Here is a 20,910-nt window from a genome sequence, read left to right as displayed (position 1 = left end):
GTTAATTCTCAGTGTTTAATGGTAATTCAATACGGAAACAGACATCGGCATACTCCACCGCCACCAGATTCAGTTCACCCTGCATACGGCGGATACAATCCTGTGCAATGCTTAACCCCAGACCACTGCCTTTTACCGCACCTTTACGCTGGTGGGCTCCCTGATAAAAAGGTTCAAAGATCATACTTTTGTCTGATTCAGGAATGGGAGTACCGCTGTTAGCGACGTCAATCTGAACCCGGTTCTCTATCTGACGGCTGCGGATCCAAATGTTACCGGATTCCTGACCATAGTGCACCGCATTGGAATAGAGATTATCCATCACCCGCATCAACAATGTCGTTTCCGCCCGACACGTCTTCGCATTCAATTCAACATGCGTTTGCATCAGCTTGCTGCGAGCCGGTAAGCTATGCGCGGCAACCACCATATTAACGATATCGTTGACATCAACCTGCTCTAGTCCAGCCGGTGCATCTGCCAGTTTACGGTTATAGTCGAGCAATTGTTCGATCAGTTGCTGCAAGTGGCGGCTGCTATTATCCAGAATCGCGACCACCTCTTTCTGGTCGTCCGTCAGCGTGCCTACCACTTCATCAGCCAATAACGCCGCGCCTTCACGCAGGCTCGCCAGAGGCGTTTTTAGCTCATGAGACAAATGACGCAAAAACTCATGACGTTGCGCTTCAAGCCAGGAAAGGCGCTCGCTTAACCAAATGATCCGCTGTGCCAGAGAGCGAATTTCCGTCGGCCCCTTAAAATTGACGAGCTGGCCTAGTGGACGCCCTTCCCCCAGCCGATTAATCATTCTCTCGACGCCTTTTACCGGCCCGATGATCATCCGGGTAAACAGCACCACCAACAGCACACTGACCAGAAACAACACCAGTGCCTGCCAGCCGAAGAAGCGGCCACGCTCAGCAATATCCTGCTGCAACTGCTGCCCCCGTGAGAAAATGACTTCACGTGTGGCTTGTACCATCTGAGCATTGGTACGAGAGAAGTTATCCAGTACGGTAATAGACGCGGCTGCCGGGCCGTTGTTCTGACAACGGATATCGGTCAGTTCCGTCAGGTATTGCCGCAGGTTTTGATAATAAGAAGGGTCAGGCAAAATCGGTGCATGCACGTCCAGCATCTGGGAATACTGCTTACGCTGATTTTGATACAGCTGCGACAAGGTCTGATCGCCCAGTACGCAGAACTGACGATAACTGCGCTCCATGCTGATAGCCGTACTGGTCATGGCTTCGCTGCGCCGTGCATCTGCCAGTGTGGTGCTATTGATCCCCGCCGCCTGTTCACTGAGGTGATCCAAACTCTCATAGGCCTGATAAGCCAATACCAGCAACGGCAACAACACCAGCAGGAATGCCATGATGACCAATTGCCGCAAAGAGCGTGGAAAAAACCGCCAACGTTTCAACGAAATCATATCGTTACCTGCGAAAGTACACCGTCTGATACCTCGCCCGCCATTGTACGCGTTATCAGTATCAGCTCAAATGCAGACCATCAATATCTTGGGAAGATGGCCGCAATCATGCCATGTAACCTTGCAACATGCGGTAGCCAGAAAGGAACGAGCGCGCAATAGGCGCAGGGAGTGACACGGTGAAGTCGCCCTAAAAACAAAACCCGGTCACACAGTAACTGTCTGACCGGGTCTCTGAATAGGCGGTGCCTCACTCAACGTGTCGCCCGATGTGTGATAAAGCCCAAGGGCAGTTATCAATAATGTGGACGATAGGCACCTTATCTTTTGGCATCATTCCGGGTGTTATGAGCATGTCTGTTAGATTGGCATCATAACCAGTTGAATGAGCAGCGCACCCATTATGCACTCATCGTGCCAGTTATCAACAAAAATTACCAATTAATTGAAATAAAAGGAAAAATAAAAATAATACAGCGAAGATATTAAAAATACGGCCTGAACTGTTCTCGCTATTCTCCCACTACTCAGTGAAATCAGGCCTTTTTGTCGCTAAAAAAAGACACCCTAATGCCCATTAAAAATAACACTTTAGAATCAATAAAATAAATGTCACCTTTTGGAGACAGACTATCATGCTGTTGTCGCTGATTTGAGACAAACAGAACCCACAGCCTAACTGGGGTTTTCTATAGACAAAAAAGAAAGGGGCCAAAGCCCCTTTCTTATAACAGAGTATGTGAACACATCACCCCAACTGGCGGCGAGCATTACGGAACATACGCATCCACGGGCTATCTTCGCCCCACTCTTCCGGGTGCCATGAGTTACTCACGGTGCGGAACACGCGTTCCGGGTGTGGCATCATCACCGTGGCGCGCCCACTCACGCTGGTCACCGCCGTGATACCATTCGGCGATCCGTTCGGGTTAGCCGGGTAATCTTCCGTTGCCTGGCCATAATTATTCACGTAGCGCAGTGCCACCAACTGATGCTGTTCCAGTGCAGACAAATGGCTGTCGTCACGGACTTCTACACGACCTTCGCCATGTGACACAGCGATCGGCATACGGGAACCCGCCATATCCTGCAGGAACAGTGATGGGCTGCTGGTCACTTCCACCAGGCTGAAACGTGCTTCAAACCGGTCAGATTTATTACGAACAAAACGCGGCCAGTGCTCTGCCCCTGGGATCAACTCACGCAGGTTGGACATCATCTGACAACCGTTACAGACCCCCAGCGCCAGCGTTTGCGGACGCAGGAAGAATGCGGCGAATTCATCACGCACCCGATCGTTGAATAGAATGGATTTCGCCCAGCCTTCACCTGCCCCCAGCACATCACCGTAAGAGAAGCCGCCACACGCAACAAGCGCCTGGAAGTCTTGCAGATTACGGCGACCAGCCAGCAGATCGCTCATATGAATATCAATGGCATCAAACCCAGCGCGATGGAACGCCGCCGCCATTTCTACATGCGAGTTGACACCTTGCTCACGTAAGACCGCCACCTTCGGACGCGCCTGACGGCTGATAAATGGTGCGGCAATGTCTTCGCGCAGGTCGAAAGTCAGTGCGACATTCAGCCCTGGATCGCTGTCATCAGATTTCGCGTGGTGCTCCTGATCCGCGCACTGTGGGTTATCACGCAGGCGCTGCATTTGCCAGGTCGTCTCTGCCCACCAGTTACGCAGCGTAGTGCGGCTTTCGTGATACACCACCTCATTGCCACTGTGGATGATGAAGTGGTTACCTGCTTGTGCCTGTCCCAGATAGTGCACGCACTCAGCCAGACCCTGCTCAGCCAACACCTGTTCAACTTCGGCACGGCGAGAAGCCTCTATCTGGATAACTGCGCCCAGCTCTTCGTTAAACAGCACGGCCAACGCATCTTCACCCATAGAACTGATGTCGGCTTTAACACCACAATGGCCGGCAAACGCCATTTCAGCCAACGTGACCAGCAAACCGCCGTCTGAACGGTCGTGGTATGCCAGCAGTGCCTTGTTCGCCACCAATGTCTGCATTGCATTGAAGAAGCCAGCCAACTGTGCCGGATTACGCACATCCGCCGTTTTACGACCCAGTTGACGATAAACCTGAGCCAACGCTGTTGCGCCCAATGCGTGATGTCCGGCACCCAGATCGATCATCAGCAGTGCGTTGTCTTTGTCGGTACGCAACTGCGGTGTAACGGTATGGCGTACATCTTCTACGCGGGCAAACGCAGAAATCACCAGCGATAACGGCGCAGTTACCGATTTATCTTCGCCATTTTCCTGCCAGCGGGTTTTCATCGACATGGAGTCTTTACCCACCGGAATCGTCAACCCCAGCGCCGGACAGAGTTCTTCACCAACAGCCTTCACCGCCTCGTACAAACCAGCGTCTTCACCCGGATGCCCAGCCGCAGCCATCCAGTTGGCAGACAATTTCACACGCTTCAGGTCGCCAATATGCGTCGCGGCGATGTTAGTCAGCGCTTCACCTACCGCCAGACGTGCCGATGCGGCAAAGTTACGCAATGCCACCGGCGCACGTTCGCCAATTGACATCGCTTCACCGTAATAGCTATCCAGGCTGGCGGTTGTCACGGCGCAATCTGCCACCGGTACCTGCCACGGCCCAACCATTTGGTCACGCGCCACCATCCCGGTCACCGTACGGTCACCGATGGTAATGAGGAAGGTTTTCTCAGCCACCGCAGGCAAGTGCAGCACGCGTTCAACCGCTTCCGCCAGATAAATGCCTTCGCGATTCAGTGGGGTACCTTCAACGTCTTTACGCTCGACATCACGCAGCATTTTCGGCGTTTTGCCCAGCAGTACGTCCAGCGGCATATCGATCGGCTTATTGTTGAAGTGGCGATCGCTGAGTGTCAGGTGCTGCTCTTGCGTCGCTTCACCAATGACGGCATAAGGCGCGCGTTCACGACGGCATATCTCATCGAACAGCGCCAGTTGTTCCGGAGCCACTGCCAGCACGTAACGTTCCTGTGATTCGTTGCACCAGACTTCCAGCGGGCTCATCCCAGGTTCATCATTCAGAATATCGCGCAGTTCGAAACGACCACCGCGACCACCGTCGCTGACCAGTTCCGGCATGGCGTTGGACAGGCCACCGGCACCAACGTCATGGATAAACAGGATCGGGTTTTGCTCGCCAAGCTGCCAGCAGCGATCGATAACCTCCTGACAACGGCGCTCCATTTCCGGGTTATCACGTTGCACCGAGGCAAAATCCAGATCCGCGTCAGACTGGCCTGATGCCATAGACGATGCAGCACCGCCCCCCAGACCGATATTCATTGCAGGCCCGCCCAGCACAATCAACTTGGCGCCAATGCTAATTTCGCCTTTCTTGACATGCTCCGCACGGATGTTGCCGATCCCACCTGCCAGCATGATAGGTTTGTGATAACCGCGTACTTCAACGCCGTTATGGCTGTCTACCGCTTCTTCATAGGTACGGAAATAGCCGGTCAATGCCGGACGGCCAAATTCATTATTAAAGGCCGCGCCACCCAGTGGGCCATCGGTCATGATATCCAGCGCGCTGACGATACGGTCTGGCTTACCGAAATCCTGCTCCCACGGCTGAACAAAACCGGGAATACGCAGGTTAGATACCGAGAACCCGACCAGACCGGCTTTCGGTTTCGCGCCTCGCCCAGTAGCGCCTTCATCACGGATTTCACCGCCGGAGCCAGTCGCAGCACCCGGCCACGGTGAAATAGCTGTCGGATGGTTATGGGTTTCCACTTTCATCAGGATATGTGCGTCTTCCTGATGGTAGGCATAAGCGCCTTGTGGGTCAGGGAAGAAACGGCCTACAGCCGATCCTTCCATCACTGCCGCATTGTCCTTATAGGCAGACAACACATAGTCCGGTGTATGCTCAAAGGTGTTTTTGATCATCTTGAACAGCGACTTCGGCTGTGTTTCACCGTTGATGACCCAATCGGCATTGAAGATTTTATGGCGGCAGTGCTCAGAATTCGCCTGAGCAAACATATAGAGTTCGATATCGGTTGGATTGCGCCCCAGTTTAGTAAAGGCTTCCAGCAGATAATCCATTTCGTCATCAGCCAGCGCCAGTCCCAAACGCAGGTTGGCCTCTTCCAGCGCCGGACGGCCCTGCAGCAGAATTTCGACTCGCTTAAGCGCGGTCGGCTGGTGCTGAGAGAACAGCAGGTTAGCCTGTTGCAGGTCGTCAAAAACGCTTTCCATCATGCGGTCATGGAGCAGTGCCGCCAGTTCTTTCCACTGGACATCACTTAATGTCGGTGCATGAATGTAAAACGCCAGGCCACGTTCCAGACGACGAATTTTCTGCAGGCCGCAATTGTGCGCAATGTCGGTAGCCTTGGAAGACCAGGGAGAAATGGTGCCCGGACGCGGGGTCACCAGAATCAGCCGCCCGGTAGGCTCATGCTCAGCGAGAGAAGGCCCGTATTTCAGCAGGCGGCTCAGTCGTGACTGTTCTTCATGGTTTAGCGGAGCGTTCACATCGGCGAAGTGGACGTATTCGGCATAAATGTCGCTAACGGGCAGTTGGTATTCCTTGCACCGGGCCAACAGTTTATTGATACGGAAAGCCGATAAGGCCGGTGAACCACGCAGTATTTCCATCATCTAAATTTCTCTCGTCTTCGAGGCACCGGAGACAGTGCGTCAGGGCGCTACAGGGGGGAAACGCGGGCTATTATAGAGAATAGTGACGCGTGACGAAACCGTTTGCGTAGCGATTGTTAAACATTGCAGAGGTTCTATGGTCAAACAATAGACAAACGAATAACAGTTGCACACTGGCGGTTTGTTAAGCAAAATGCCCCCCGACTCTGGGACAGACGTAATAAGAAACTGCCGTTACAGACAGACAGGCCGACTGGCCGCCGAGAGACAACTCATTGAAGCGTTTAACGATAAATTATGTTTTCATCGGGGTAATCGCTTTGCTGTTGACGCTGGCACTGTGGCCAAATATTCCCTGGCGCAGTCATCAGGACGTCCAGTTAAGGCAAATCCTTTCACGTGGCGAGCTACGCATCAGCACCGTGACCTCTCCGTTGACCTATACCCTCAGCAACGGTTCCCCCACCGGGCTGGATTATGAACTGGCCAAGCGATTCGCCGACTACCTCGGCGTGCGGCTGGTGGTTTCGGCGCGTCAAAATGTTGACGATTTATTCAGCGATCTGGATAACGACAATGCTGACCTGTTGGCGGCAGGCCTCATCTATAACCAGGAGCGTCTGAACCGCTTCCAGGCAGGCCCTTCCTATTATTCAGTATCGCAGCAACTGGTCTACCGAATGGGGAGCGCGCGTCCCACCTCGTTGGACAAATTGCAGGGTAAACTGACCGTACTGTCTGGCTCGGCACATGCGGCTACCTTGCGTGATCTGAAAGCCGAAAAATATCCGCAACTGAGCTGGGAAGTTGCCACCGATGTATCTGAACTGGATCTGCTAAAACAGGTCGCTGAGGGGAAGCTGGATTACACCATCGCTGACTCAATCAACATTGGTCTGATGCAGAGAATCCACCCTCAGTTAGCGGTGTCATTCGATCTTAGCGACGAAGAACCGGTGACCTGGTATATGCGGCAAAACCGCGATGACAGTCTTTCTGCCGCACTGCTCGACTTCTTTAGTCAGGTGATGGAAGACGGCACCCTTGCCCGTCTGGAAGAGAAGTATCTGGGGCATGTCGGTGGATTCGACTATGTGGATACCACCACGTTCCTCAGCGCTATCGACAACACATTGCCGGGTTTACGTCCGCTGTTCGAGAAATACGCCCGGGAAATCGACTGGAAACTGCTGGCAGCGATTTCTTATCAGGAATCGCACTGGAACCCACTGGCTACCTCGCCAACCGGGGTACGTGGTTTGATGATGCTGACGCGCAATACCGCTGAAAGTCTGGATGTGGTCAACCGACTCAATCCGGAGGAAAGCATTCGCGGCGGTGCCAGATATTTAAGCCAAATGATGCAGCAAGTCCCTGCCACTATCCCGGTGGACGAGCGTATCTGGTTTGCGCTGGCGGCCTATAATATGGGGTACGCGCATATGATGGATGCCCGTAAACTGACAGAAAAACAGCAGGGAAATCCAGACAGTTGGGCAGACGTTAAAATACGTCTGCCGATGTTGAGCCAAAAACGCTACTACACCCAGACCACCAGCGGTTATGCACGTGGTCAGGAAGCTTACGACTATGTGGAAAATATCCGACGCTACATGGTCAGTCTGGTGGGGTATCTTTCAGAGAAAGAAAGCCGGGCGTTACAACAGCAACTGGCCGGCAGCGCCTACCCTGCCGTACCACCAGAGCAATTGACTGCCACACGCTCCCGCTAAGCGGTTCCTGCAACCCTATTCACTACGGTTCGGGTCGCTACGATTCGGACCTTGTTATTCTGCGCGGCCCCATTCAGGCGGAAGTATCACGCCCGGCACGCGCTTCACGCTGCTGCTGGCGGCGCATACGGAAAAAACGACTCAGTAGTGCTGAGCACTCTTCCGCCAACACACCGTCGGTTATGGCTATTTGATGATTCATTCCTGGATGACGCAAAATATCCACCAGCGAGCCAGCGGCACCTGTCTTGGCATCCGCCGCGCCATACACCAGCCGACTGATACGACTATGAATCATGGCACCAGCACACATCACGCATGGCTCCAGCGTGATATACAGGGTAGTGTCTAACAGGCGATAGTTCTGCAGCACTTGTCCCCCTTGCTGCAACGCCATAATCTCTGCATGGGCAGTGGGATCATGGCGACCAATCGGCCGGTTCCAGCCCTCGCCAATCACCTGATTTCCCTGCACCAACACCGCGCCAACCGGCACTTCACCTTCATCCCAGGCTCGTTGTGCCAATGACAAGGCGTGGCGCATCCAGAATTCATCATCCATCGGACTACTCATTATTCCTCTTGGTTTTTCGCATTTTCTTTATATAACGCATCACGCAGGTACCCATCGCTCTGTACTAACCGTTGCCTGGCCTGTTGTGCATCACATCCGGCCACCACCATGACTATCGCCGGTTTGACGTCATAATCGGTTTGCGCCAGACATCGCTGTGCTGTTTCCCGATCAACCCCGGTGGCCTCCATCAAAATACGGCAGGCTCGATCGACCAGTTTTACGTTGGTGGCTTTCACATCCACCATCAGGTTCTGATATACCTTCCCCAGTCGCACCATCGCACCGGTGGAAATCATATTTAATACCAGTTTTTGTGCTGTACCGGATTTCAGCCGGGTGGAACCGGTTAACACTTCAGGCCCCACCAATGGGGAAATCGCAATCTCCGCCTCTTGTGCAATTGGTGAATGGGGATTGCAGGAAATGGCAACGGTACGGCAACCCAACGTCCGGGCATAACGTAAGCCACCAATCACGTAGGGTGTTCGCCCTGAGGCGGCAATGCCGATGACGATATCGCGAGAAGTCAGCGTCAGCGCAACCAAATCCGCTTCACCGAGTGCGGGGTTATCTTCCGCCCCTTCCACCGCCTTTAGCAACGCGCCGGGTCCACCAGCTATCAATCCCACCACCACTCCATGCGGCACGCCAAAGGTAGGTGGACATTCGGATGCGTCCAGCACCCCAAGGCGACCGCTGGTACCCGCGCCCTGATAAATCATTCGTCCTCCCGCCTTCAGGCAACCTGCAGCCGCATCCACTGCCTGAGCAACAGCGGGAAGGACTTTGCGCACCGCTTCCGGTACCCGGTGATCTTCCTGATTGAACAAGGAGACCATTTCCAGCGTGGACAACTGATCCAAATTCATGGATGCAGGATGACGTGTCTCCGAAACCAGCGTACCAAAATCGATACTTTTCTCATCGTTTACCATTATCAGCCACCTTGATTAGCGGTTTGCTCCGTGTCATCGGCAGGTGATCATCACTCTGCCGTTTGTCGGACCAATAAAAAACGGCTTGCAAGGTAACTGGCAAGCCGTTTTGTCGGTACTTATCAGCATCAGAAGATTTTATCTTCATCCTCACGGATCAGTGACTCCAGATTACCCAGCTCTTCACGCGCCCGTGCCCGGTTGACGAGTTTAAGCTGCGCCGCCGCTGGAAAATCCGTGATACTAATCTGTCCTTTGGTGATCAGCACCTGAATCAAGTCTTCAAGTACGCGTACCATTTCCAGATCGCTGCTGCGCAAGCGCTCGATTTTAGCCAGAATAGCCCGCTGGTTATGCAGCCATGCCGCTGCCTCGACTGAATTATCCGGCAGTTCACCATTCATTTCCGGAAACGGCGATCTTTCTACCCTGATAAGATGCCCGTTGCTGTCACGCAAAATGTAAAACATACCAAGCCCTTTTTTATTAGCAATAGAAGAGAATCCCACGACAGGAGGAACCTCCGCTCTTGATTAGGATTTCATTTTATTACCACGCTGCAAGCCGATAGACATAACGGCTTCAAACACACGCCCACGGTGCACAGGGCTGCGCACTGGCGCAACCTTGCTAAGCCCGTATTACTGCTGTGTCTGCCAGAGGATACCGACACGAGAATCCATCGTCTTCACCCGAGCAAGGCAGCCGAATCAATGGATAACGCACCGCCGCTGGATGGAGTTTGTCACGCCGCATGGGCGATATACCCGGCGACTAAGCCTGACGGTGTGACTACGATTTTCTACCGCTACACCGTCAGGCCACCTATCAGAATGGCATTTTCGCCAGCCCCCGGCAAGCTATCCAGAATATTATCCGTCGCTATTCACGTATCGAGTAGAGTCGATAGCCCGCTAAAATGTGATCAATACAAGAATTAATGGACGTATTATATCGCATCAAAATGTCAGTTATATTGACCAATACCAGAGAGTTCGGACCTGAGCAGAGAAACTGGCTGGCATCTTTCTGCCTCGTCAAACGGCCTGATACAACTGAAATGAAAGGTTGCGCCTGATAAGGTTCGCCATGAATAATGCTTGCCAGTCAAAACCAGAAAAAACAACAAAATCAGGCCATATTGCTCACTTTTGTTTATTGTTATTTTTTATCTGTGATCGCCTTGCCTGCAAGCAGTCACGATAGCTAAGGAATGTGCAGCGACATGAATACGCACCATGAGCAGCCACCAGGCGGCGGAGAATGTCCGCATTCTCTACAACATCAAGACCCTCGCGCCCGTCATGATGATCCCTTGCTGGATTGTCTGTTGGCCTTGTGCCAATTGCAGGGGAAGCCGACCAGTCGCGCCACACTGACGGCAGGATTACCCCTGGAAGATCTGCGTTTATCCACCAGTCTGCTGCCCCGTGCCGCAGCGCGTGCCGGTTTACGCGCCCGCATACTCAAACGCTCGTTAAGCGCGATACCCAGCATGTCGCTGCCAGCGATGTTGCTGCTGCGTGAAGGTCGGGCAGCCATCCTGCTGGGCTGGACTGAAGACGGCAATGCCCGGCTGATGACCGGCGAAACCGAAGGCGGCGAAATCATGGTCGACCACAATACGCTGCAGCAGAACTATCTGGGATTGGTCATGTTCGCGCAGCCGGCCCATCGTTTCGATGCCCCGACGGCGACACGACTGGCACGCAGCAAAGCCTGGTTGCGTGACACACTGAAACTGTCTCGCCCTCTTTATCTTGATGCCATCGCCGCCAGTCTGCTCATCAATATCATCGCGCTATTCATTCCGCTCTTTGTTATGCAGGTCTACGATCGGGTTATCCCCAATCAAACTGCAGCCACCTTATGGGTGCTGGCCTCCGGCCTCGGTATTGCACTGCTATTCGACCTTATTCTGCGCATATTGCGCAGCGTCTGCCTGGATATTGCAGGTAAAAAAACCGATTTAATTCTTTCTGCCACGCTATTCGAACGGCTGACCGGCATGATGCGCTCAGCGTTCCCGGCACGAATCGGTGCTGTAGCGCATCGGGTGCGGGAGTTTCATGCCTTGCGTGATACGTTATCGTCGCAATCGCTCAGTAGCCTGATAGACTTTCCCTTCGCACTGCTGATGTTGATCTTACTCGGTATCTTAGGTGGCCAACTGCTTTGGGTACCATTGCTGACGATACCACTGGTATTGGTGATTAACTGGCTGTTTCAAAAACCCATACTGACAGCACAAGTCCATTCCCGACAACTAACGGATGAACGCCAGGCGCTGCTGACCGAGACACTGAGTGGGTTGGACGCTATTAAAATCAATAACGCAGAAGGCGAACGCCAGCACCGGTGGGAACACATCAGCGGTGAGATTAGTCGACTGGAGTTAAGGGTGAAAACGTTGTCAGCCTGCACCTTGCATCTGACACAAGCCTGCCAACACCTCGCCAGTGTCATCGTGATAGTCGTTGGGGTCTACCAGTTGCAAAACGCCCAATTGACGCTGGGTACGCTGTTTGCCTGTTACCTGCTCAATAGTCGTGCATTGCTGACCCTGGGGCCACTATCCGAGTGGGTTATCCGCTATCAGCACGCCAGGCTAACGCTGGAAGACACCCAGGAATTGATGATGCTGCCGCAGGAGCGTGGCGAGCAACACGCGGCACTAAAACGAGAAAACATCCAGGGTGGTATCGAATTTCGTGACGTCACGTTTAGTTACCCCGAACAGAAAAGCCGTGCTCTGATCGATATTAACCTGTCTATTCAGCCGGGTGAAAAAGTCGGCATCATAGGCCGGACCGGCTCGGGCAAGAGCTCGCTGGAAAAGTTAATCGTCAACCTCTATCCCCCCACCCACGGCAACCTGTTGATTGACGGTGTCGATGCACGCCAGCTCGATGTTGCCGATCTCCGCCATCATGTCGGTTACGTGCCGCAGGATATCCATCTCTTCAGCGGTACGCTGCGGGATAACCTTATTTGTGGTGCCCGCTACGTTGAGGACGACGCCATGCTGAAGGTCGCCGATATCGCGGGTGTCAATGATTTCGCCCGGTTACACCCGGATGGCTATAACCTGCAGGTTGGCGAGCGTGGAATGAACCTGTCGGGAGGACAGAAGCAAGCGGTAGCCATTGCCCGAGCTCTGCTGCTTAATCCACCTATCCTGGTTCTGGATGAGCCCACCAGTGCGATGGATAACAGCAGTGAAGATCGCTTTAAACAGGCCCTGCAAGCCATCCTTACCAACAAAACATTGTTGCTGGTGACACACCGGGTATCCATGCTGACGCTGGTGGATAGACTGATTATCGTGGATAAAGGACGTATTATCGCCGACGGTCCCAAAGCTATCGTGCTGGATGCATTAAAGAAGGGGCAGATCAATGCGTCTCGCTAAATTCACTCGCTATTTCAACGCGTATTTATCCAACCATCACCAGCATGACTCGCACGCACTGCCCGCAATCGGGGAGGCACTGGTGGAAGATACGCCCCGCCTCATTCGGTTATCGATCTGGATTATGCTGGCCTTCACCATGTTTCTGGTTGGCTGGGCGGGCATAGCACAAGTGGATGAAGTCGTCAGTGCGACGGGCAAGACTCTCAGTCAATCACCACAATACCGGGTACAGGCAACAGTTACGGGTGAATTGAATGAGCTATACATCCGAGAAGGGCAAATCGTTAACATCGGCGACCCACTGATGCGGCTGGATCATAGCCCACAACAGGAAAAGGCCTCAGTAAATGCCCCGGATGAGCTGTCACTGGTCGTATCGCCCGTGCGGGGTATGGTCAAACATATTTTGGTCGATACCACTAATGGGCAAGTGTTACCGGGCCGCACATTGGTGGAAATTACACCGTTGGATGACAAGCTACTGATAGAAGCCCGAGTCTCGTTGAAGGATATGGCGTTTTTACGCCCAGGTCAGGAGGCGGTAATCACTTTCGCCGCTTATGATCACACCACATTTGGCAGCCTGAAAGGATATATCGAACAGATTAGCCAGGATGCAATGACAGACCAAACCGGTAACAGCTTCTACATGGTTCGATTACGCACACAGAGCAACTACCTGGGGACTATCGACAAACCACTACTGATCCTTCCTGGCATGATAGCGCATGTGGATATTATTACTGGCAGGAAGACATTGCTCAGCTATCTGCTAAAGCCAATACGACAGGCCCGGATGGAAGCCTTGCGGGAGAGATAACGCCTCGGCGCTACTGGTGTGTATTCAGATCATGGTAGATTTGGGTCTGGCTTCGTCCTAATGCCTTCGCCTGATACATTGCCGCATCTGCGTTAATGGCTAATGTCAGCGAATCCGTTCCATGTTCAGGATACAGTGCGATCCCAATACTGCATGAAATATCCAGTTTCTTGCCCTCGATATAAAAAGGTTCGTTCAGGGCATGGTGAATCTTGTCCGCGACATACAACGTATTTTCAACTTCCTTGATTCCCTGCAGCAGAATAATAAATTCGTCACCGCTACGGCGGTACACCGTATCCGTTTCACGTACCGCACCACGCATACGTGCTGCCGCCTCTTTGAGCAGTAAATCCCCGGTCGCATGGCCAAAGGTGTCGTTAATTTGCTTAAATTTATCCAGGTCGAGGAACATTAGTGCGATCTTCCGGCCCGTCTGCCGTGATAACTGGATAGCCTGCTCCATCTGCTCAGCGAAGGTCAGTCCGTTAGCCAGCGAGGTCAGCGAATCGTAATGAGCCAGCTGCCGGTAGTGCTCTTCACTACGACGCAGCATATCAATCGCCCGATAACGCTCGATGGCGACAGCCACCAACTGTGCCGATTTCTCAATAGAGGCGATTTCATCCTCCGTTGGGGAATACACTTTACGGTGATAAACACTCAGTACCCCCAGAATCTCTTTGTTCTGCCCGAAGATGGGCTCAGACCAGCAAGAACGCAGGCCAGCATACAATGCCAGACCTTTATACAACGCCCAATGCGGATGCGTGGAGATATCCTCGGCAATCACACGTTTACCAGAGTACGCAGCCGAACCAAACGACGCCGCCCCATCGGCAATTTTCACGTTGTGAATCGCATTCTTGTAAAAGCCCGGCAAACTGGGCGCAGACCCCAACGTCAGGCATTTCTTTTCCTTATCAACCAACAGCACGGAACAGACGATCCGCCCAGGGTTTTTCTCCTCAACGCTGAAGATGATCGCGTCCAGGATATCTTTCAACGGTGCACCGCTCGAGAGCAGCTCCAGCGCACGGTTATAGGAGTTGTCATGGTGTTCCTGAGTCTTGCGCTCAGTGATATCCATTTTTATGCTGACGTATTGAAGCGCATCGCTGGCTTTATTATATATTTTGACGATGCTGGCTTTTTCCCAATATAACTGCCCGTTTTTCTTACGGTTGACGAACTCGCCGTTCCAAATCTCACCTTTATTGAGGGTAGACCACAGTTCTTCATACACGCTGGCGTTGGTCATGCCCGAACTTAATATATTGGTTTTACGACCGATCACTTCTTCCGCTTCATAACCCGACATCACGGTGAACTGACGGTTCACGTACACGATTTCACAGCTCTCATTAGCGATCATAATGGATGATGGGCTGTACTCGGCGGCGAAGAACACCATATTCAGGAAGTCTTGCTTTTTTTGTTCTGAGTCGGCTTTTTCCTGAAATTTACGGCTTCTTGCAGTAGAAATCCCCAAGAGCACTATTAATAGGGTTATTATAATTTCATACACAATAACACTCTCCTCAGGCCCGGAGCGGTCCTGAACGAACAAATCGCATCACTGAAGACGAAAAATCCCGGTAATAACTCCCCTCGTATGGATTTTCAGGGTTGGCACATTTCCGGAGAGTAGAAAGGATGAATGAAAAAACTATCCAGCTCTGCAGGACAGGTTCATAGCCATAAAAACGACAGCATAAAGCCTCCATTATATCGCTGTGTGCAGACCTAAATAATAAAATCAAGAGAATTAGCTTAATCAGTTATATTAATGATCGTTATAGACATAAGCCTGGCTAATATTTTGATACAGCTCTTTACAGATTTCGTAGCGCAGTATTTTGACTATCAATTTTTCGTAAGCAAATCAATTATACCGATAAGTCACATCATTTTAATCAAAAAAAACTATCACCAGACGATTTTTGATCGTTGGTAGCAAACATTTATTTTTTTGTATTTATAAATCAAATGGTTATATCTTTAAAATTTAGCCAATTCTTTCTCTTATGATTGCTGTTTTTTTCAGCTATCATCACAGTTTGCCTATTCAGAAAACAGCGCCTCGGCCACATAAAACACTATCTTTATATAAAAAACAAGGCATAAAAAATGAAAAGTCCATGGCTAGCAATCTAATCATTTATTTTATACGGTATATTTTGGGAAGATGAATTTTTCTTTTCCCCTCAAGGGATTATTGAGCCGGAGATAGGGTTTGCGGGAGTTGTGAGGACTTACTCTAATCAAATAAGCAGTAGTGACTCAGTAATATTAAGCAGACGTAATTACAGTTCTAAACGAAGATCTTCTATATTTTCAAACGGTTGAGGTCGAGACAGGAAATACCCTTGGGCGGCAGAAGCATTCGATTGCCTGACTATCTCCCATTCTTCTTGCGTTTCAACCCCTTCAATCACCACATCGTTACAGTAAGTGGCGATCAAAGAAACCAACGATGGGAACAGCTTTCTGCCCTCTTCGCTTTGTAGCAACATAATGAAAAGCTCACGAGCAATCTTGATGCAATCGTATTTTACTTGCGCCAACGAGGAAAAATTCGCGACACCGCAGCCGAAATCATCCAGCCAGAGCTGGTTCGCTTCGGGGAGTGATGCCAATACGTCATGGGGCAATACAGCCAGACTCTCAACTAACTCAAAACGCAGCCAGGGCATGGTCGCCAACAGTGCTTTAGCCTCGCGACTTTCCTGCAAAGCCAGTAGCGTCAGACCATCAATATTGACAGAGGCGCGTAACCCATCACGAACAAAGCGATCGTGCCACTGGTTAAGTAGCTGAAGCTGTTCAATGACAATTTGCAAGCGCTCTTCAACACTCAAGCGGGCAAAATACTGTTCAGGAGATAAAAACGTCTGCGGCATGGATGGATGAAAAACGGCGGTCAGTAACTCAATGCCCATTAAACGACCTGACGTGCGATAAATGGGCTGAAATCTGTATCGCCGATGGCAGCCGTGACAGTAATCAGCATCTGTAAGCAGTGTCTCCCCGGAAATAGAGGCTGCAGAGCCGGGCTGATTAAAGTGACTGTTTTGCTGCACTATGTGTTCCGCCATTGAAGGAGATGCTTACAGATCAAGTATACCACATGCACGCATGAGTTTATCGGCTTCACCCCGACAATCTTCATCTGGGTTGACTGTAATGCAAGTTACAGTACAAAGCGAATATGACGGACACATTGCATGGGACTTTTTTGTTTTTTTATATCAAAAAGCTATGAGAAATTATGCACTACGATCGCATAATAGTGATTAATGTCTTTGTCGTATAGTCCGTCAATCAATCGAATAAACTCGCTTTTTGAGCCCTTCTCTAGCGGCATTGTTTATACCATAACCACGCTGTGTAACTGGCCCGTAGAAGAGTATAATCGGCGGCTGATTGATGAAAGGAAAGAAAACATGGCGCTACTGATTACCGCGAAATGCATTAACTGCGATATGTGTGAGCCGGAATGCCCCAATCAAGCCATCTCGATGGGGGATGAGATCTATGAAATTGACCCACTACGCTGTACCGAATGCGTCGGGCATTACGATACGCCGACCTGCCAAAAGGTCTGCCCTATCGACAACACCATTATCAAAGACGCGAATCACCCAGAAAATCACGAGCAGTTGTGGGAAAAATTTGTCCTGTTGCACCATGCCGACCAGCTGTAATACCCGCTCAGCATAATGCCATTCAACTTTACCCTTCGATAATCACCGTAGCGCAGGCGTAGTGTCGCTCATCCGCCAGCGACACATGCACATGCTGCACTCCCAAGGCTTGCGCCAGTTCAGCGGCACGCGCCAGAAACCGCAAACAGGGTTTACCCAACGCATCATTTACCACTTCAAACTGGGCAAAGGCCAAACCGTCGCGAATACCGGTGCCTAACGCTTTTGCGGCGGCTTCTTTAACCGCAAAGCGCTTAGCCAAAAAGCGAATCGGTTGAGAGTGGGATTGATACTGTATCCATTCCTGGGGACTGAGCACTCGCCGAGCCAGGCGATCGCCGGAACGACCGACGATCGCTTCAATACGGGTGATTTCAACAATATCCGTACCGAGACCCAAAATTGCCATTAGCCACGAGCTTCCCGCATCAGTGTTTTCATCTCAGCCACCGCCGGTGCCAACCCGCTCATCACCGCACGCCCGATAATCGCGTGACCGATGTTCAGTTCATGCATTTCCGGCAGCGCCGCAATCGGCAGGACATTATGATAAGTCAGACCATGACCGGCATTAACCTTGATGCCACGAGACGCCGCATAGGTCGCCGCATCGCGGATGCGTTCAAACTCCTGTTGCCGGGCCACATCGTCTTGCGCATCAGCATAAGCGCCGGTATGAATTTCAATATAAGGTGCCCCACTGGCAACGGCGGCATCTATCTGTGTGCGATCAGCATCGATGAATAACGAAACCTGAATCCCCGCTTCACGTAATTGCGCTACCGCCGATGTAATACGCGCAAGCTGCCCCGCTACATCCAGCCCGCCTTCCGTCGTCACTTCCTGACGCTTTTCCGGCACCAGACAGCAGAAATGCGGTTTCAGCTCACAGGCTATCGCCAGCATTTCATCCGTTACGGCCATCTCCAGATTCATGCGGGTCTGGATGGTCTGACGTAATAAACGCACATCGCGATCGGTAATATGGCGGCGATCCTCACGCAAATGCACGGTGATACCGTCTGCTCCCGCCTGTTCTGCAACAAATGCCGCCTGAATCGGATCGGGATACGCCGTACCACGAGCATTACGCAGGGTGGCAATATGATCGATATTTACGCCCAACAACAACTCAGCCATGATCCATCCTTCAATAATTAAGTCTTCGCCGCAGTGTACACCCCGGCCAGCGCTGGCGGTACCCGGCCGGTTCTAGATCTTTTCATCCGGTACCGCTTTATAGGGTTTCGGCATGAACTGGCGAAACAGCTCCCGACTCTTCAGTGGTTTGCCGCCAAGATAAGGTTTCAGCGCCATACGAGTAAAACGTTTGGCAGCACGCAATGTATCGGTGTCGGGAAACTCTCTTGACGCCAGCGCCTGCAATTCACGCCCGGTAAAGCTGACATTATCTACCACCAGGCTGGCAATAAAGCCTTTCTCCGAACGGTAACGATAGGTCATGGTATCGGCAACGGGTTCGCCGCTACCGGCACAGTGCAGAAAATCGACGCCATAACCCAGATGCTCCAGCAACGCCAACTCGAAACGACGCAATGCCGGTTCTGGCGATCCGTTGGTGGCAGCCAATTGTTGTAAACAGTGGAGATAATCGAAAAACAGGGCGGAATAATTGGTTTCCAGCTCCAGCACACGCGTCAGTAGCTCGTTCACATACAAACCGCTATAGAGCAATGAACCACTCAACGGCAATGCGAGAGAAACAGGCTCAGCGTTACGAAGCGTTTTCACTTCACCTCGTCCACCCCAGCGTACCAGCAGCGGTGTAAAGGGTTGAAGCGCCCCTTTAAGGCTGGAACGCCGCGCCCGGGCACCTTTTGCCAGCACCCGAACACGGCCTTCATTCTCAGAAAACAGATCCAGCAACAGGCTGGTTTCACTGTAAGGTCGCCCATGCAAGACAAATGCGCGCTGCCAGCCTTCCATCGGCGTATGCCTTACAGGTCGTCAATGTAACCCAGGCTACGCAGCGCACGCTCATCGTCCGCCCAGCCAGATTTAACCTTCACCCACAATTCCAGATGAACCTTGGCCTCAAACATCTGTTCCATATCCTGACGCGCTTCGATACCGATGGTTTTAATCTTGGTGCCTTTGTTGCCAATCACCATCTTTTTCTGGCCTTCACGCTCTACCAGAATCAGGCCATTGATATCGTAGCCACCACGTTCATTGGCGACAAAACGCTCAATCTCCACCGTCACCGAATACGGCAGTTCTTCACCCAGAAAACGCATTAGCTTTTCGCGAATGATTTCCGATGCCATGAAACGTTGTGAACGGTCGGTGATATAGTCTTCCGGGAAATGGTGAATGGCCTGCGGCAGATGCTTACGCACAATCGCGGCGATGGTATCGACATTAGTGCCTTTCTCTGCAGAGATCGGGACCACATCGAGGAAATTCATCTTTTCACTCAGCATTTGGATATGCGGCAGCAGCTTCGTTTTATCCGTGACGTTATCCACTTTATTGATAGCCAACAGCACCGGCGTTTTCTGATCGCGCAGCTTGTTCACTACCATTTCATCATCGTCAGTCCAGTGGGTACCTTCCACCACGAAGATGATCAGTTCCACGTCACCGATTGAACTACTGGCCGCCCGGTTCATCAGGCGGTTGATAGCGCGTTTTTCTTCGATATGCAGCCCTGGAGTATCCACGTAGATAGCCTGATACGGCCCTTCAGTGTGGATCCCCATAATACGGTGACGCGTCGTCTGCGGCTTACGCGAGGTAATAGACACCTTCTGCCCCAACAACTGGTTCAGTAGGGTGGATTTACCGACATTCGGTCGGCCAACGATCGCGACAAAGCCGCAGTAGGTCTGTTCTTCGCTCATTCAAGCTCCAGCTTTTTCAGGGCCTGCTCCGCCGCCGCTTGCTCGGCTTTACGACGGCTAGACCCAGTACCCACTACCGGCTCGCTAAACCCGCTGACCTGGCAATGAATCGTAAATTCCTGATCGTGCGCCTCGCCACGTACCTGCACCACCAGATAGGTCGGCAGCGGTAAGTGGCGTCCCTGCAAGAACTCTTGCAGGCGGGTTTTCGGATCTTTTTGTTTGTCTCCAGGGCTTATTTCATCCAGACGGGTTTGATACCACGACAGAATAAGCCTCTCGATAGTCTGGATATTACTGTCCAGAAATACACCGCCGATTAATGCTTCGACGGTATCCGCCAGAATAGACTCACGGCGGAAGCCACCACTTTTCAATTCACCAGGACCAAGACGCAGGCATTCGCCCAATTCGAACTCTCGGGCAATTTCCGCCAGCGTATTACCACGCACCAGCGTTGCACGCATCCGACTCATATCACCTTCATCCACGCGGGGAAAACGGTGATACAGCGCATTGGCAATAACGAAACTCAGAATGGAATCCCCCAGGAACTCCAGTCGCTCGTTATGTTTACTGCTGGCGCTACGATGCGTCAGTGCCTGCAATAAAAGGTCATATTGTTGGAAAGTATAGCCCAGCTTTTTTTGTAAACGATTTATCAGGATGGGGTTCATGTGCTACCAATAGATCTATAATGCCTTTTTAAACAACAGCATACGGAACAGCCCTGCCTTGCCACTACACTTAAGTCAAAACTGTTTCGTTTGCAGTGGCTCCCGCCCGGG

Annotated in this window: 16 protein-coding genes; 4 read left to right on the top strand and 12 right to left on the bottom strand. The window is 51.7% G+C overall.

What is annotated here, in order from left to right; genetic code table 11:
• Window position 1 precedes the first annotated feature (1 nt).
• Window positions 2-1,435, bottom strand: coding sequence for a sensor histidine kinase KdpD (locus tag LF929_RS05320; protein ID WP_226092669.1), 1,434 nt, complete (start codon window positions 1,433-1,435; stop codon window positions 2-4).
• A 748-nt stretch (window positions 1,436-2,183) separates the two neighbouring features.
• Window positions 2,184-6,068 (bottom strand): phosphoribosylformylglycinamidine synthase, encoded by a 3,885-nt coding sequence (purL, locus tag LF929_RS05315; RefSeq protein WP_226092761.1) that lies wholly within the window; start codon window positions 6,066-6,068, stop codon window positions 2,184-2,186.
• Between the two features lie 278 nt (window positions 6,069-6,346).
• Between purL and mltF the strand changes: the two genes are divergently transcribed.
• Window positions 6,347-7,804 (top strand): membrane-bound lytic murein transglycosylase MltF, encoded by a 1,458-nt coding sequence (gene mltF / locus LF929_RS05310; protein WP_038905267.1) that lies wholly within the window; start codon window positions 6,347-6,349, stop codon window positions 7,802-7,804.
• Window positions 7,805-7,877: 73 nt separating this feature from the next.
• Here mltF and tadA read toward each other — a convergent pair whose 3' ends face one another.
• The 3 genes from tadA to LF929_RS05295 form a co-directional block, all read right to left on the bottom strand.
• Window positions 7,878-8,378 carry a tRNA adenosine(34) deaminase TadA gene (gene tadA / locus LF929_RS05305; protein ID WP_226092668.1) on the bottom strand — a complete coding sequence of 167 codons (501 nt, stop codon included), beginning with the start codon at window positions 8,376-8,378 and terminating at the stop codon, window positions 7,878-7,880.
• Entirely contained in the window at window positions 8,378-9,316 is a 939-nt protein-coding gene (gene murQ / locus LF929_RS05300) for an N-acetylmuramic acid 6-phosphate etherase (protein WP_226092667.1), read from the bottom strand. The genes tadA and murQ overlap by 1 nt, the downstream gene beginning before the upstream one ends.
• A 128-nt stretch (window positions 9,317-9,444) precedes the next feature.
• Window positions 9,445-9,786 (bottom strand): tryptophan synthase subunit beta, encoded by a 342-nt coding sequence (locus LF929_RS05295; RefSeq protein ID WP_019845907.1) that lies wholly within the window; start codon window positions 9,784-9,786, stop codon window positions 9,445-9,447.
• Window positions 9,787-10,541: 755 nt separating this feature from the next.
• Between LF929_RS05295 and LF929_RS05290 the strand changes: the two genes are divergently transcribed.
• The gene (locus LF929_RS05290; RefSeq protein WP_226092666.1) at window positions 10,542-12,728 is read left to right on the top strand and encodes a type I secretion system permease/ATPase; all 2,187 of its coding nucleotides are present in this window, start codon (window positions 10,542-10,544) and stop codon (window positions 12,726-12,728) included.
• Window positions 12,715-13,551, top strand: a complete 837-nt coding sequence (locus tag LF929_RS05285) for an HlyD family efflux transporter periplasmic adaptor subunit (RefSeq protein WP_226092665.1) — start codon at window positions 12,715-12,717, stop codon at window positions 13,549-13,551. The genes LF929_RS05290 and LF929_RS05285 overlap by 14 nt, the downstream gene beginning before the upstream one ends.
• A gap of 10 nt (window positions 13,552-13,561) precedes the next feature.
• On the opposite strand, the gene LF929_RS05280 is transcribed toward LF929_RS05285, so the two are convergent.
• Window positions 13,562-15,079 (bottom strand): bifunctional diguanylate cyclase/phosphodiesterase, encoded by a 1,518-nt coding sequence (locus LF929_RS05280; protein ID WP_038908765.1) that lies wholly within the window; start codon window positions 15,077-15,079, stop codon window positions 13,562-13,564.
• A gap of 778 nt (window positions 15,080-15,857) precedes the next feature.
• Window positions 15,858-16,649 (bottom strand): cyclic-guanylate-specific phosphodiesterase, encoded by a 792-nt coding sequence (gene pdeH, locus LF929_RS05275; RefSeq protein WP_071603303.1) that lies wholly within the window; start codon window positions 16,647-16,649, stop codon window positions 15,858-15,860.
• 348 nt (window positions 16,650-16,997) lie between these two features.
• On the opposite strand from pdeH, the gene LF929_RS05270 reads away from it, so the two are divergent.
• A complete protein-coding gene (locus tag LF929_RS05270; RefSeq protein WP_019845901.1) occupies window positions 16,998-17,258 on the top strand; it encodes a YfhL family 4Fe-4S dicluster ferredoxin in 261 nt (86 codons plus the stop codon).
• 28 nt (window positions 17,259-17,286) lie between these two features.
• On the opposite strand, the gene acpS is transcribed toward LF929_RS05270, so the two are convergent.
• The 5 genes from acpS to rnc all read right to left on the bottom strand — a co-directional run bounded on the left by acpS (window position 17,287) and on the right by rnc (window position 20,799).
• Window positions 17,287-17,667: a holo-ACP synthase gene (gene acpS, locus LF929_RS05265; RefSeq protein WP_019845900.1), complete on the bottom strand. Its 381-nt coding sequence runs from the start codon at window positions 17,665-17,667 to the stop codon at window positions 17,287-17,289.
• Window positions 17,667-18,398, bottom strand: a complete 732-nt coding sequence (gene pdxJ / locus LF929_RS05260; protein ID WP_038905273.1) for a pyridoxine 5'-phosphate synthase — start codon at window positions 18,396-18,398, stop codon at window positions 17,667-17,669. The genes acpS and pdxJ overlap by 1 nt, the downstream gene beginning before the upstream one ends.
• Before the next feature lie 72 nt (window positions 18,399-18,470).
• Entirely contained in the window at window positions 18,471-19,205 is a 735-nt protein-coding gene (gene recO / locus LF929_RS05255) for a DNA repair protein RecO (protein ID WP_038905274.1), read from the bottom strand.
• A gap of 11 nt (window positions 19,206-19,216) precedes the next feature.
• Window positions 19,217-20,122 carry a GTPase Era gene (gene era, locus LF929_RS05250; RefSeq protein ID WP_019845897.1) on the bottom strand — a complete coding sequence of 302 codons (906 nt, stop codon included), beginning with the start codon at window positions 20,120-20,122 and terminating at the stop codon, window positions 19,217-19,219.
• On the bottom strand, window positions 20,119-20,799 hold the full coding sequence (rnc, locus tag LF929_RS05245) for a ribonuclease III (RefSeq protein ID WP_012885750.1): 681 nt from the start codon (window positions 20,797-20,799) through the stop codon (window positions 20,119-20,121). The genes era and rnc overlap by 4 nt, the downstream gene beginning before the upstream one ends.
• Window positions 20,800-20,910: the final 111 nt, after the last annotated feature.

The sequence above is a fragment of the Dickeya oryzae genome, from assembly GCF_020406815.2.
Lineage (GTDB): Bacteria > Pseudomonadota > Gammaproteobacteria > Enterobacterales > Enterobacteriaceae > Dickeya > Dickeya oryzae.
This window is presented reverse-complemented; position numbering and strand designations above follow the sequence as displayed.